The organism is Flavobacterium sp. (assembly GCF_017744675.1).
Taxonomy (GTDB): domain Bacteria; phylum Bacteroidota; class Bacteroidia; order Flavobacteriales; family Flavobacteriaceae; genus Flavobacterium.
This window is the reverse complement of sequence record NZ_JAGIAV010000002.1, coordinates 434,505-449,334: the sequence shown is the minus strand read 5'-3', so window position 1 is coordinate 449,334 and position 14,830 is coordinate 434,505. Positions and strand designations below refer to the sequence as shown.

The 14,830-nt window shown below is 36.1% G+C and carries 7 protein-coding genes; 5 read left to right on the top strand and 2 right to left on the bottom strand.

Features of this window, described 5'->3' with window-relative positions; genetic code table 11:
* Positions 1–150: 150 nt before the first annotated feature.
* The gene (locus tag J7574_RS07370; protein ID WP_290966424.1) at positions 151–1,884 is read right to left on the bottom strand and encodes a RagB/SusD family nutrient uptake outer membrane protein; all 1,734 of its coding nucleotides are present in this window, start codon (positions 1,882–1,884) and stop codon (positions 151–153) included.
* 25 nt (positions 1,885–1,909) lie between these two features.
* On the bottom strand, positions 1,910–5,197 hold the full coding sequence (locus J7574_RS07365; RefSeq protein WP_290966421.1) for a TonB-dependent receptor: 3,288 nt from the start codon (positions 5,195–5,197) through the stop codon (positions 1,910–1,912).
* Positions 5,198–5,422: 225 nt separating this feature from the next.
* Between J7574_RS07365 and J7574_RS07360 the strand changes: the two genes are divergently transcribed.
* The 5 genes from J7574_RS07360 to J7574_RS07340 all read left to right on the top strand — a co-directional run bounded on the left by J7574_RS07360 (position 5,423) and on the right by J7574_RS07340 (position 14,828).
* Positions 5,423–6,196, top strand: a complete 774-nt coding sequence (locus J7574_RS07360; protein WP_367272550.1) for a DeoR/GlpR family DNA-binding transcription regulator — start codon at positions 5,423–5,425, stop codon at positions 6,194–6,196.
* A gap of 336 nt (positions 6,197–6,532) precedes the next feature.
* A complete protein-coding gene (locus tag J7574_RS07355; protein ID WP_290966419.1) occupies positions 6,533–9,448 on the top strand; it encodes an FAD-binding and (Fe-S)-binding domain-containing protein in 2,916 nt (971 codons plus the stop codon).
* A gap of 57 nt (positions 9,449–9,505) precedes the next feature.
* Positions 9,506–10,333 (top strand): alpha/beta hydrolase family protein, encoded by an 828-nt coding sequence (locus J7574_RS07350; protein WP_290966416.1) that lies wholly within the window; start codon positions 9,506–9,508, stop codon positions 10,331–10,333.
* Between the two features lie 500 nt (positions 10,334–10,833).
* A complete protein-coding gene (locus J7574_RS07345; protein ID WP_290966413.1) occupies positions 10,834–12,315 on the top strand; it encodes a family 10 glycosylhydrolase in 1,482 nt (493 codons plus the stop codon).
* Positions 12,316–12,326: 11 nt separating this feature from the next.
* Positions 12,327–14,828 (top strand): family 20 glycosylhydrolase, encoded by a 2,502-nt coding sequence (locus J7574_RS07340; protein WP_290966411.1) that lies wholly within the window; start codon positions 12,327–12,329, stop codon positions 14,826–14,828.
* The last annotated feature ends 2 nt before the right edge of the window (positions 14,829–14,830 follow it).

Here is a 14,830-nt window from a genome sequence, read left to right as displayed (position 1 = left end):
CCTGAATTTATCAGGTTGTAATTTTATTTGATCTTTTTATCAGTCACAATGTGTTTTAAAAAAGAGTATTTTAAAATACTGCCTCTAAAATTCTCATTTCAGAGGCAGTTTAAGATTATTGTGGGGCAATTTATCTTATTTGTACTGAGATTACCAGCCTGGATTTTGTTTTAGTTCTACACCTTGAGCTTTGTATAAATCAATGTCATTTGTTGGAATGTTCATTAAATAATGCTTTGGCTCAAATGTTCTTGTGCTTGCTGGATAAATTTTCACGTATCCGTTTGCATCTACTACAGTTTGAGAACCAACTGGCGAACCAATTCTAGCACCAAGGTTTACATCTGGATTTTTATTAGTATCCAAATAATCTCCTTTTTTCCAACGGTAGATATCTGCTTGTCTTAAAGTGGTCCAGCTCATGAATTCAATTTGACGCTCACGACGAACTTCCCATATTAATGGACTCACAATACCCGAGATTTGTTCTAAAGACGAAGTTCTTCTTGGGTCATTAATTTGTACTCCATTTGCAGAAGCGTTAATTCCGTCAGTAGTTAAAGGGGCGATTCCAGCACGTGCACGAACTTTGTTGATTGACATATCAAGATCGCTGTTGGTTGCGTTTCCTAATTCTGCACATGCTTCAGCATAATTTAGATAAACTTCGCTTAAAGTAAACAATGGAGCATCTGTGTAATTACGTCCTCCAGTAGTTACATCTGGACCTGTTGTAGCAGGGTTGTTATACAATTCAAATACATATCCAGACATAGAAACTAAAGCTGCTGTACCAAAAGGTTTTCCTTTGTAACCGTAGTTTGCTGGATTAACTGTTTTTCCAAAGCGTGGATCTCTGTTAGCAAATGTTTTAGCAGCAGTATCATCACCAGTATATTGGCTGTTTCCTGCTTGCTGAATTGGCAATCCGTTTGTAGTTACATAACTGTCAGCGGCCCATTTTGTTAAACCATACTGAATTGTTGACGTATTGGTATAGTTTTGAAGAGAGTGCATCAATACGTTGGTTAAGTAACGTTTTGCCAATATCACTTCTGAGTTTCCAAGCAATTCAACTGAGTTGTAAAGTCCTTTCCAATCTGCATTTAATTTGTAGCTCGGATTGTTCATGACCATCAAAGAAGCAGCTTTTGCTTTGTTAAGATAAATACTTCCGTCTTGACCTAAATGGTATTTTCTGTAAGTTCCTTCATAGAGGCAGGCATTACTTAAAGCTGCATAAGCTGTATATTTATTTGCTGTAACGTTTTTATCGTCGTTTACCAGCATTAAATCTGCCGCTTCTTGAAGTTCTGCAATTACTTTGTCCATAATCTCTGCTCTTGGTTTTGCAGGAGCATAAACTGCTGCATCATCTTGAGCTAGATACTTATCAGTGTAAGGTACATCGCCAAATTTTTGCACTAAACGGAAATACGTATAAGCTCTAAAAAATTTAGCAACTCCAATGTAATGGTTCTTTTTTTCTGTCGACATGTTTACTGTCGGGATTTTTTCCAGCATCAAATTGCAACGGCGGATAAGCGTGTAATATTCGTTCCAAGAATAAATATTGGTCGTTGCCGCAGTAACTGGCATTTGATAAAAAGTAAAGGCAGACAAGTTATCATCTACTCTGTAATCACTTCCATGATAGTAGAAAAAAGAAAGTCCGATTGTCGTTCCATTTCCGTAACCATAAAAAGTATCATAATTCAACCATGAAAAGGTTTTTACGTTGTCTTCTGACTGCCAAAAGTTATCGTTTGTAAATTTATCTGCAGGATCGTCTGTAAGATAATCTGAACAGCTAACTGCACTTCCTGCAAGTAAAGCAGTGGCAAACATTAGCAGAAACTTAGATTTTATATTGTATTTTTTCATTGTATAAGTTTTGAATAGTTAGAGATTAGAAAGCGATATCAACACCAACTGACCAAGTTTTAGTGTAAGGATAAGCTCTTCCCCAGAAAACTTCTGTTTCGTCAATTTCAGGATCAACAGGAAGACGTTTGTCTGCCCAAGTCGCAATATTTTCACCAGAAGTATATAATCTTACTTTTTCTAATCCTGCTTTTTTCACAATAGCAGCTGGCAAATTATATCCGATAGTAAAGTTTTTAAGACGGAAATAAGACATGTCTAATAAATATCTTGTAGAAGTAACAAAGTTATTTTGTCCGCTAGTACCAGAACCAAAAGTATTTGCTTCGTTACCATAGTATGGATTTGGCCAGTAAGCATCTGTGTTTTGTGGAGTCCAGTAATCTGCTTGGTTGGCGTACATTTGCTGAGGCGCACGGAAGAAAGGCAATACAGCATCTGAAGCAGCCCAGTAATCACGTTTTCCAACCCCTTGGAAGAAAGTAGAAATATCAAATCCGCGGAATTTTCCACCTAATGTGATACCATATCTGTAACGAGGTGTTGAGTTACCAATTTTTTTCAAATCTCCATGATCATCAGCAGTTCCAGCTCCACGAGTAATAGCTCCGTCACCGTCGATATCTACATAGTGAACATCTCCTGCACCGTATTTAAAGTTACCTCCCATTGTTTTAGAGTAGTCAACTCCATTTACCGTTTTTCCGTTATTTGTAATTACGTCATCAGCTTGAAGAAGTCTGTCACTAGTTAATCCCCAGATTTGTCCAATTTCGAATCCATCGTAGTACGGAGTTGTGCCAGGCGTTACTAAAGCTAATAATTTAGAAGAGTTGTTCCATTTTGTAATAACAGATTTTGAATCAGATAAAGCAACATCCACAAAAATAGAAGCAGTCTCGCTCAAATCTTTATTAAAGTTTAATGAAAGCTCCCAACCTTTAGTTCTCATGTTTCCTGAGTTAGTCTGTGCAGAAGATTGACCAAATGAACCTGGAAGTGTTATACCAGGAGCAAGCATTCCTTTTGTATCACGTTGGTACCAGTCGAAAGAAGCACCAAGCATATTAAATATTTTAACATCGATACCCACATCTTTAGTCATTACTTTTTCCCAAGTTAAGGCAGGATCTACGTTAGTTGGTAAATTTGTAGAAGGAGGAATAGTAGTACCGCTATTTACCCAAGAAGGATTTTTAGCGCTCATGATAGATAAGAAAGCATTGTTTCCAACGTTTTGATTTCCGATTGATCCAATAGAACCACGCAATTTAAGATCGTTTAACCAACCGCGAGTTCCTTCCATAAATTTCTCATTCACAATTTTGTAACCTACAGAAGCAGAAGGGAAGAATCCCCATTGCTCGTTGGTTGGAAATCTTGAAGAACCGTCATAACGAGCATTAAGCTCTACTAAATAAATTCCGTTGTAGTCATAGTTGATTCGGCCAAAGAAACCTGCAATCGAATATTCTGTTACCGTTGGGTTTAAATCTGTGTTTGCAGCTCCAGAAACAAATTGCTCACCAACTGCAAGGTTAAATTCTGGTTTAGTTTTGTCTAAAAGCGTATTTCTTCTTGCGTAAGTACGAGAGAAATTTTGCCACTCTGAGTTAAAACCTGCCAAGAATTTGAAATTATGTTTGTCAAATTGTTTTTTATAGTTACCATAAATATTCACCACATTTGTAGTAGACTCCGATTTTGATTGTCCAACAAAATCGTTTCCTATCTCAAGAGTTGCTGGAGTAGCAGTCTGAATTGTAGTGGCATCATAAGGCATTGCAGACCAGCTGTCCCAAGCTAAGAATTTACCTCCATTTTGTTTTCTGTTGTAATATTCGTTTACACTGCTTATTTCTGTGATAAGATTTAAATCCTTAGTAATGTCTGCAGTAAATTTAGCACTTACTCTAGCATTGCGTTTATTGTTTTCGTTTCTAGAAGCATTAGACAAATACCCTCCAGCTGTACGGAAATTGTAACCTCTGTACGTTCCGAAATTCGGGAAATATTGACCCCAACGCAGAGCATATCCAAAATAACCTCCATATCCTGTATCATCTGTACCAGAACCTCCATAATAATTAAATGGCTGGTCGTATTGGCTATTAATAGTCATTACTTTGAAATCTCCTGTAAGCCAATCTGCCAATTTGGTAGTAAAGCCTAAGTTAATGTTGATTCTTTGTCTTTTTTCTTGATTTACTCTCAACATACCATCTTGGTTTGTAAGTCCGAACGAAGCAAAGAATGAACTTTTATTTCCTAAATTTCCTTGCGCAGAAATGTTGTGTGTTGTTTGCAATGCATTGCTTGCATACAGTTCTTTGTTAGCATCCCAAACTCTGTAGAAATAAGGTGTACCGTTTTTTATTTCCCAATCTTCTCCATAAACCATTTCATTACTAGTACGGTTGTTTGCGTATTTTGCTTTCCAATTTTTAATTCCGTCTAATAATATACTGTAGTTTTGACCAAAAATCTCTGGTGTTGAACCATCAGTTCTTGTTCCAGCAGCAATTAATCCTGGAATCTCTTCTGTTGGATCTAAGAATTTAAGTGTAGAAATTGGATTTGTGAAAGCAGTATTGGCAGAATAAGAAAATCTCACTTTCCCTTCTCCTGTTTTTCCTCCTTTTGTAGTAATCAAAACAACACCAAAAGCAGCACGTGCACCATAAATAGATGCAGAAGCGGCATCTTTAAGTACAGACATCGTTGCGATATCGTTCGGATTGATCAATGCTAAGTCTGTCGGAACACCATCTACTAATATTAAAGGATCATCAGAACCATTAACAGTACCCGCTCCACGAATGTTGATTTTTGCGGCACGGTTGATATTTCCTGAGTTGAAATTGATATTAACACCTGGTGTAGTACCTTGTAAAGCTTTACTAACATCAGTTAAAGGTCGACTGCCGATTGTTTTATTAACATCAATGCTTGCAACAGCTCCTGTTAGGTTCGTTTTTTTCTGAGAAGCAAAACCTACAACAACTACTTCGTCTAGTTTCGAAGTACTTTCTACAAGTCCAACATTTATTTTCTGCTGGCTTTCTACTTTAATTAATTGAGTTTCATAGCCCATATAACTAAAGCTTAGAGTTCGTCCCTCTGCTACAGAAATGCTGTAGTTTCCATCAAAGTCAGTTGTCGTACCATTTTTGGTTCCTTGAATAACGACACTGACCCCAGGAATTGGAATTCCGTCTGATTTGCTTTTTACTGTTCCAGTAACTGTTTTTGCTTGTCCAAATGCTGTTTGAATGCACAAAACCAACACTGAAATAAAGAGTAACTTTTTCATGATTAATCTGGTTTTTTATGGTTGTTGTTGAGCAAATATATTTATTTATTGCATATAAATGCATTATTTTGGATTTTTTTTCGAAAAATAATTTAAAAAACGCAAAATAATGCAGAATTTGCCTCAAAATATTTATTTGATTTATCTTTAAAATTTACAAAATGCATGTTTTTGCAGTTTTAACGCTCTTTTCTAGTATAAATTGAAATATTTGATATATTTGTGATGAACTTTAACTTTTATAAAAACATGCTGAAAGCCGAAAGACATAAATACATAATGACTAAGCTTATTGAAGACCAAAAAGTTGTTACAACAGATTTAGCTTTGGCTCTCGATTTGTCGGAAGATACTATAAGGAGAGATTTGAACGAATTGGATAGTAAAAAGCTATTAGAGAAAGTATACGGCGGTGCTGTTCAAGTTAAAGAGAAACCTGCAAATGTTTTTGACATTCCTATAGCTGCAGAAGATCAAAAAAAGAAAATTGCCACAAAAGCATTGTCCTTACTTCATGACGATCAAGTTATTATAATGAGTGGAGGAAGTACCAATTTGGTTTTTGCCAAGTTAATTCCTGCTAATTTGAAAGCTACTATATATACGTACAGTTTGCCGATCGCCATGCAATTGTCTCAGCATCCCAATATCGATTTGATTTTTATTGGCGGAAAAATGCAGAAAAACGCAATGGTAACAATTGGTATGGACGTAATTCAAGTGGTATCTAAAATTAAAGCCGATATCTGCTTTATTGGTGCCAGCAGCATTAATATAAAACAAGGGCTTACGGAAGTCGGGTATGAAATTTCTATTGTCAAAAAAGCAATGATAGAAGCTTCTGACAGAGTAGTTTCGATGTTTGCTTCTAATAAATTAAATACCAAAATGCCACATGGCGTTTGTGATCTTACACAATTGGATACCATTGTAACCGAACTGGATCCTGAAGATGAAAAGCTAGAGGAATATAGAAAATCTGGAGTTCTTATCTTATAATTATAAACTTATACCAACTTATTTTTGCGTTTTGTTGCGTTTTTGTAATTTAATTATGTTAAAAAACGCAAAATAATGTATTTATATCGTTTTTGTATCTATATTTGTTAAAACTAATCTCTAATTAGTTAGATATATTTATAAAAGCCAAAGCTTCATTTTGTATTATTTTTTAAGATAATTTACAGAAGACCAGATGTTTAAATTGGTGCTTTTTTCTAAATATAGATTTCTAATACGATTTAGAATTTGTATTGTTTTTGCCAAACAGCTTTTTTGGGCTGAAAGTAAAAATGAAACATTTATTAAAAAACCAAAAGCAATAGAACCAACTAAATGTCCGATTCTCTTCAACTACAAGAATTAGAAGCTTCCTTAGAAGGAAACCTTTTTTATGATGAACTTCATAAAAAAATATACGCCACAGATGCCTCTGCTTACAGAATTATGCCACTCGCTGTGGCAATTCCTAAATCAGAAAATGATATTGTAAACATTATTCGTTTTGCTTCAAAAAATAAAATTTCAATAACGCCAAGAACGGCAGGGACTTCTCTTGCTGGGCAAACCGTTGGAAGCGGAATAATTGTTGATGTTTCAAAACATTTCAATAAAATTGTTGCTTTTGATCCTAAAAATAAAACCATAACCGTTCAGCCCGGAGTCATTCGCGATGAACTGAATCTATATTTAAAACCGCACGGATTGTTTTTTTCTCCCACAACATCAACCACCAATAGATGTATGATTGGCGGAATGGTAGGAAACAATTCGTCTGGAACAACTTCCATTCGTTACGGCGTTACTAGAGATAAAATTGTAGAAATAAAAGCCGTTTTAAGCGACGGAAGCACAGCAATATTTAAAGATTTAACTTCAGAGGAATTTATTGCCAAAACCAAAGGAGATTCTTTAGAAAATAAAATCTATAAAACAATCTACGAAGAACTTTCAAACAAAGATAATCAGGAAGAAATCTTAAGGGAATTTCCAAAACCAGAAATTCACAGACGAAATACAGGTTATGCGATTGATGCTTTATTAAAATCGGAACTTTTTTCGGGAACAGAAAACACGATCAATTTAGGGAAATTGCTTTGCGGAAGTGAAGGAACTTTGGCCTTTACAACAGAAGTTACTTTAAAAGTAGACGATCTTCCGCCAACGAATAACATTATGGTTGTGGCACATTTTCACACCATTCAAGAAAGTTTAGAAGCGGTTGTGGTGGCAATGAAACATCATTTGTATACGTGCGAAATGATGGATGATACGATTTTAGATTGTACCAAAACGAATAGGGAACAAGCCAAAAATAGATTTTTTATTGTGGGCGAACCAAAAGCAGTGATTATGCTCGAAGTAGGTTCGCACATTAGTATGGAAGATGCCGAATTGCAGGCAGAGGCTTTGATTAAAGATCTTCAAATAAATGGTTTTGGATATGCATTGCCAAAAATTTATGGAGCAGATATTGAAAAAGTAAATGAAGTTCGAAAAGCAGGTTTAGGACTTTTAGGAAGTATTGTCGGTGACGACAAAGCAGCCGATTCTATTGAAGATACTGCAGTTGAATTAAGCGATCTGCCCAATTATATCGCCGAATTTGCGGCCATGATGGAAAGCCACGGACAAAGTGCGATTTATTACGCACATGCTGGAGCGGGAGAGTTGCATTTGCGTCCTAAAATCAATTTAAAAACAAAAGAAGGGTTACACCAATTTAGAAATATATCTACCGAAGTTGCTCATTTAGTAAAGAAATATAGAGGTTCGCTAAGTGGCGAACATGGCGACGGAATCCTCCGCGGAGAGTTTTTGCCTTTTATGATTGGTGATAAAAACTACGAACTCCTAAAACGAATCAAAAAAGCATTTGATCCTGATACGATTCTAAATGTTGGGAAAATTGTAAATGCTTCCAAAATGGATGAAAATCTTCGTTTTGAAGCAGGAAGAGTAGAACCAGATATTAAAACGATTCAGGATTTCTCAGACAGTTTAGGAATTTTGCGTGCTGCCGAAAAATGCAATGGTTCAGGCGATTGCCGAAAAATGCCTTCAGCAGGCGGAACTTTATGTCCGAGTTATCGAGCGACCAGAAACGAGAAAGACACGACACGCGCTCGTGCCAACGCTTTACGCGAATATCTGACAAATTCTGAAAAAGAAAATAAATTCGATCACGAAGAATTATATAAAGTTTTCGAATTGTGCGTGAGCTGTAAAGCCTGTGCAAGCGAATGTCCAAGCAATGTAGACGTGGCAACTTTAAAAGCCGAATTTTTATACCAATATCAAAAGGCAAACGGCTTTTCTTTCCGAAATAAAGTTTTTGCCTTCAATTCAAAACTGAACGAATTGGGAAGCATTGCGCCGTCTGTTACCAATTGGGCTTCGAATCTTTCATTCGTTAAAAAAAGAATGGGAATTGCGCCTGAAAGACAAGTGCCATTATTGGCTCCAAAAACGTTTAGAAAATGGTATCAAGCCAACAAAAAGCTACACGAAGCGAACTCTTTTGAAAACGGAAGCGTTTATCTTTTTTGCGATGAATTTACCAATTATTATGATGTTTCAGTCGGAATCGATGCTTACGAATTACTGACAAAATTGGGTTACCGAGTACTCGTAATTAATCATGAAGAAAGCGGAAGAGCTTTTATTTCGAAAGGTTTTTTGGAAGAAGCACAAGAAATAGCGAATAAAAACATCAATACGTTTAAAAATATAATTTCTGAAAACACGCCTTTAATCGGACTTGAACCTTCAGCTATTTTGACTTTCAGAGATGAATATCTTCGTTTGGCTGGAGATAAAGAAAGTGCTGAAAAAGTAGCCAAAAATACTTTTACTGTTGAAGAATTTTTCAAAAGAGAAATTACAAACGGAAAAATTCACGCAGGACAATTTTCTGAAAAAGAAAAAAGCATAAAGATACACGGGCATTGCCATCAAAAATCATTGAGTAGTGTTGAGGCTTCTTTTGCCATGCTGAATGTTCCAAAAAATAATACGGTTACGATTTACAATTCGGGCTGTTGCGGAATGGCGGGTTCGTTTGGTTACGAAAAAGAGCATTACGAAATCAGTATGAAAATGGGAGAAGATACTTTGTTTCCAAAAATTAGAGCAACAGAAGCGACAACAGAAATTGCCGCTGCAGGAACCAGCTGCCGCCATCAGATTTTTGACGGAACGAGTAGGAAAGCCATGCATCCCGTGACTATTTTAAAGGATTGTTTGAAATAAATTTTTGTATTTTACCTGTGTTTATCAGAAATATTATTTTTTAAAAAAACAGCAGTTATGAAAAAAACAATTTACACCTTTTTGTTCGCCTTTTTAATTTTTACAGCCAGAGCAGCAAAGATTGATACTTTACAGGTTTTTAGCGCTTCGATGCAGAAGAATATTAAGACTTGTGTTATGGTTCCAGACAATTATAAAAAGAGCAAGAAGGCATTTCCTGTGGTTTACTTGCTTCACGGATATAGCGGCAATTATGGTTCTTGGGCAAAAGATTTTAAGGAACTTGGAAGACAAGTCGATCAATATGGATTTATCGTGGTTGGTGTAGATGGCAATTATTCAAGCTGGTATTTTGATAGTCCGATAGATCCGAGTTTTAAATACGAAACTTATGTGGTAAAAGAATTGGTTCCTTTTATTGATAAACAATTCAGAACCATTACAGATCGCGCAGGAAGGGCTATTTCTGGTTTGAGTATGGGCGGACACGGGGCTTTGTATTTGTCTTTCAAACACCAAGATGTATTTGGAGCAGCAGGAAGCATGAGCGGTGGAGTAGATTTTCGTCCGTTTCCTGAAAATTGGGATATCAAAAAACGTTTAGGAACAATTACAGAACATCCAGAAAATTGGGATCAAAACACGGTTACCAATATGCTCGATTTGGTAAAAGACAATAAATTAAAACTGATTATTGATTGTGGAGTAGATGATTTTTTCATGACTGTAAACAGAGAACTTCATACAAAAATGTTAGCCCAAAAAATAAATCATGATTACATAGAGCGCCCAGGAGAACACAATCTCAAATACTGGGAAAACGCATTAAAATATCAGCTTTTGTTTTTTCATGATTTCTTCAACGAAAGTGTAAAAACAAAATAACGTTATGTGTATTGCGAACTACCGATAATTCGGAATACACAAATTTTGGTTGGTTATCTAAATCCTAACAGGTTTTTAAAACCTGTTAGGTATTTTGCCCCGATAGCTATCGGGATAAAGGATTAGAAAGATTTTTTTTTCGCCACGAATTCACGAATTAAATCGGCTAAATCTGCGAGAGAAATTACTAGCCACAGATTAAAAGGATTAGAAAGATTTTTTACCGCAAATTACGCGAATTCGCACAAATTAAATTTGCTGAATCTGCTAGATCTGCGAGAGGAAAAAATAGCCATAGATTAAAAGAATTAGAATGATCTTTTCTTTATAAATAAAATTGCTCGCAAAGTCGCAAAGAATAGACTTAAAAAAGAAAACTTTGCGCCTTCGCGACTTTGCGAGATTAAAAATAAAACTTAGCGAACATTGCGTAAACCTTTGCGCTCTTTGCGGTTAAATTTTTGGACAAAAACTATACAAACTAACCCAAAATAATAATTATGAAAAGCGTAAAAATTATGATTTTGGTATTGCTGATACAGACCAAAATATTCAGTCAGCAATCTCCAAAAAGAGAAATGAGAGCAGCGTGGATTTCTACAGTAGAAAATATCGACTGGCCGTCTAAACCAGGATTGTCAGATAAGGAAATGAAAAACGAAATGATTGCCATTTTGGATAATCTTCGTTCGTATAATATGAATACCGTCATTTTCCAGATTCGACCAACTGCCGATGCGTATTACAAATCGACAAAAGAACCTGCTTCGCATTGGATAACCGGAACACAAGGCGTTGCACCAGGTTTTGATCCGTTGCAGATGATGATTGATGAAGCTGGAAAACGCGGAATGAATGTTCACGTTTGGCTGAATCCGTATCGCGTTCAAAAAGATACAGTTAGAGATGTCCTTTCAAAAAATCACTTATATTTTAAAAGACCTGACCTTTTTCTGACTTATGGAAAAACTAGATATTTTAACCCAGGTTTGCAAGAAACAAGAAATTTCGTTGCTTCTGTTGTAGGTGAAATTGTTCGTAAATACGATATTCAGGCCGTTCATATGGACGATTATTTTTATCCGTATAAAATTGCGGGACAAGAATTTCCAGATGAGAAAGCTTTCGCTAAAGAACCGCGTCAGTTTAAAGACAAAGACGATTGGCGAAGAGACAATGTCGATTTAATCATCAAACAAATCAGAGATACTATTATTGCCATTAAGCCAGAAGTTGAATTCGGAATTTCACCTTTTGGGGTTTGGAGAAATATTGCCAAAGATTCTCAAGGCTCTAATACGGTTGCAGGAGCTACAAACTACGATGATTTGTATGCCAATATCTTAAAATGGCAAAAAGAAAACTGGATTGATTATGTAACACCACAATTGTATTGGCATATTGGTTTTGACAGAGCTAATTTTGAAGTTCTGGCAAAATGGTGGGCAGAACACAAATATGGAGCAAATGTTTATATAGGTCATGGAGATTATAAAATTTCAACTTCGGCTAAAGAGCCAGAATGGAGAAGTCCTGATCAAATTGTAAAACAAATTGAAATGATTCGTAAACTGCCTCAAATTGACGGCTCGATGCATTTTACCGCTTCTACTTTTCTAAAAAAAGGAGATACTTTAAGAAAACCACTTCTTCAAAAAGAATACAAATACATTGCTCTGACTCCCGAAGCAAACAGAATTACAAGATTAAAACCAGAATCGCCAACAAATGCAATAATTGCTAAAAAAGGTAACAATGCAGTTCTGACTTGGAAAGCTGCATTTAACAACAAAAAATATGTCATTTACAGATTTCCAAAAGGGAGAATAACCGATTTCTCAAATCCTGAAAACATCTATTATGTAACGACAGCATTAAAACTAGAAGTTCCAAATGCCAATTTAGAAAACTACGTTTATGCACTCACCGCTTTGAGTCAGACCCAGACTGAAAGCAGTCCGATAGAATTTTCAGTAAAATAAAATATAAAGAAATGAGAAAAAGTATTCTTCTATTAGCCCTATTCCTAAGTTCGCTTAGTTTTGTACAAGCCCAAAAATTAGACATTATTCCAAAACCAGTTTCAGTGCAACAAAGCGCCGGACAGTTGCTTTTGCCTTCACCGTTAAAAATTGTTGTAGACAAAAAGCTAAAAAATAGTGCCAATTATATCACGGCAAGTATTTCAAAAAATACAGGAATTAATCCGATTGTTTCGCTTGGGAAAAAGCACGGAAAAAATACGATTTCATTTTTAGTGGATAAAAAATTAGATCTTCCTAATGAAGCGTATCAATTAGAAATAAACGAAAGTGGCGTTTTCGTAAAAGGAAAAACAACAAACGGAGTTTTAAACGGACTTCAGACTTTCCTGCAAATTTGTTCTGCCAAAGAAGTTAAAAAAGGAACTGTTCCGTTTGTGAAAATTGAAGATTATCCTCGCTTTGATTGGCGCGGAATGATGCTGGATTGTTCGAGACAATTCTTCGACAAGCAAACCGTAAAAAATTATATCGATTGGCTGGCTGCTCATAAAATGAATGTTTTTCATTGGCATTTAACCGATGATAACGGTTGGAGAATCGAAATCAAGTCATTGCCAGATTTAACTTTAAAAGGCGCTTGGAGAGGTCCGGGAGAAGTTTTACTGGCATCTTATGGTTCTGGAGACAAACGCTACGGAGGTTTTTATACACAAGAAGATATTAAAGAAGTAGTGGCTTATGCAGCTGATCGCGGAATCTCGGTTATGCCAGAAATTGAAATTCCGGGACATTCGCGTGCTGTAACCGCCTCATATCCAGAAGTGGGTTGCGCGATAACGCAGGAACTCAAAAGCGTTCAAGGCGAAGTAAAAAATGTTTGGTGCGTGGGGCGTGAAGAAAATTATGAGCTTCTAGATAATATTATTAAAGAAGTTTCGGGATTATTTCCTTTCGAATATATTCATGTGGCAGGAGATGAAGTGAATCGCGCCAATTGGGAACATTGCCCAAAATGTCAAGCTTTAATGGCGAAAGAAGGTTTTACGGATAGTTTTCAGCTTCAGAATTATTTCTTTAAAAGAGTTCAAAAAATTGTAGACAAATACCATAAAAAAACAGACGGCTGGAATGAAATTCTGAAAGGCGGAGAAGTCAACCCAAATACGCTGATTTCTGCTTGGCAGGGAATTAGTTACGGAATTGAATCGGCTAAAAAGGGGTATAAAACCATCATGATGCCAGGTCAGTTTACATATTACGATATGGCGCAATCTGAAACAGAACGAGGTCACCGTTGGGCGGCAATTACCGATACAAAAAGAGCCTATTCGTTTGAGCCAATTCCAGATGCTGAGTTAACGCCAGAAGAGCAAAAGAATATAATAGGAGTTCAAGGCGCTTTGTGGAGCGAATATTTAGATCGTCCAGCAAGAATTATGGAATACCAAAGTTATCCAAGAATTTGTGCTTTGTCTGAAATTGGCTGGTCTAAAAAAGAAGATAAAAATTGGGATGATTTTTACGGAAGATTAACCAGCAGCCATTTGCAGCGTTTGGCCGATATGGGAGTTGCCTTTAGAGATTTTCCTCCAACAGCAATTTATAAAAAAGGAACGATTACCGTAACTCCACCTTACGATAATGCTATTGTTCGTTATGACAAAGATGGAAATGAGCCGACAAGGCAGTCGCCATTGTACACAGGACCTATTCAGACGAAAGATTACGAGCAGTATAGTTTTAGGGTTTTCTTTAACGAAACTTCGGCAAGCCCTGCGGTGAAAGCAGAAAAATTGCCAGTTGCCAATTGGAATACTTCAAAAGCGGAAGTTCTAACCATTTCAGAAAATATCACTGAACATGTGGATAAAAAGGGAATCTGGTATTTGAGCTTTAATCCAACGGATGATAGCGCAAATGGAATAATTAAAAACGTTTCCCTTTTTGAAAATGATAAATTAGTGCAGACGTATTCAGACGAAAAAGGGTTGAAATCAAAACCGAGGTTGAGATTTGTGATTGACAATTACAACGAAAAAAATACGTATAGATTAGATTTTACAGTTGAAAATAAAGAAGAGAAAAAGTCTGCTGCAAATGTAAAATTCAATTGTTCGCCTTATCAGGAACCAGAAGTGAAAGTGACTTCGTCGATGGCAGAAAATCCGAAGTTTCCAATTGCGAATCTGCAAGATTATAATGAAGAAACGTATTTACGCACCGATGTGGCATGCAAAGACGGCGATTGGATTTTGTATACCTTTACGAATCCTGTAACTTCTTCTAAAATAGATATTTTGACTGGAATTCCGCATCATCCAAGATTTATCATCAATAACGGTTTTGTAGAGTATTCATACAATGGAACTGATTTTATAAAAGGCGATGATTTTGATTACGGAAATGCATCCATTTATCCGAAACAGCCTGTAAAAGCGGTTCGAATTCAAATTACAGGAACAAACAATGAGCCTTTAATGGCAGGACAAGACTTAAAAATTAATCCGTAGCA

Bases quoted from the DNA above. Each gene is read 5' to 3' on its own strand.
- J7574_RS07370 (WP_290966424.1), bottom strand. From the start codon at position 1,884: ATGAAAAAATACAATATAAAATCTAAGTTTCTGCTAATGTTTGCCACT.
- J7574_RS07365 (WP_290966421.1), bottom strand. From the start codon at position 5,197: ATGAAAAAGTTACTCTTTATTTCAGTGTTGGTTTTGTGCATTCAAACA.
- J7574_RS07360 (WP_367272550.1), top strand. From the start codon at position 5,423: ATGAACTTTAACTTTTATAAAAACATGCTGAAAGCCGAAAGACATAAA.
- J7574_RS07355 (WP_290966419.1), top strand. From the start codon at position 6,533: ATGTCCGATTCTCTTCAACTACAAGAATTAGAAGCTTCCTTAGAAGGA.
- J7574_RS07350 (WP_290966416.1), top strand. From the start codon at position 9,506: ATGAAAAAAACAATTTACACCTTTTTGTTCGCCTTTTTAATTTTTACA.
- J7574_RS07345 (WP_290966413.1), top strand. From the start codon at position 10,834: ATGAAAAGCGTAAAAATTATGATTTTGGTATTGCTGATACAGACCAAA.
- J7574_RS07340 (WP_290966411.1), top strand. From the start codon at position 12,327: ATGAGAAAAAGTATTCTTCTATTAGCCCTATTCCTAAGTTCGCTTAGT.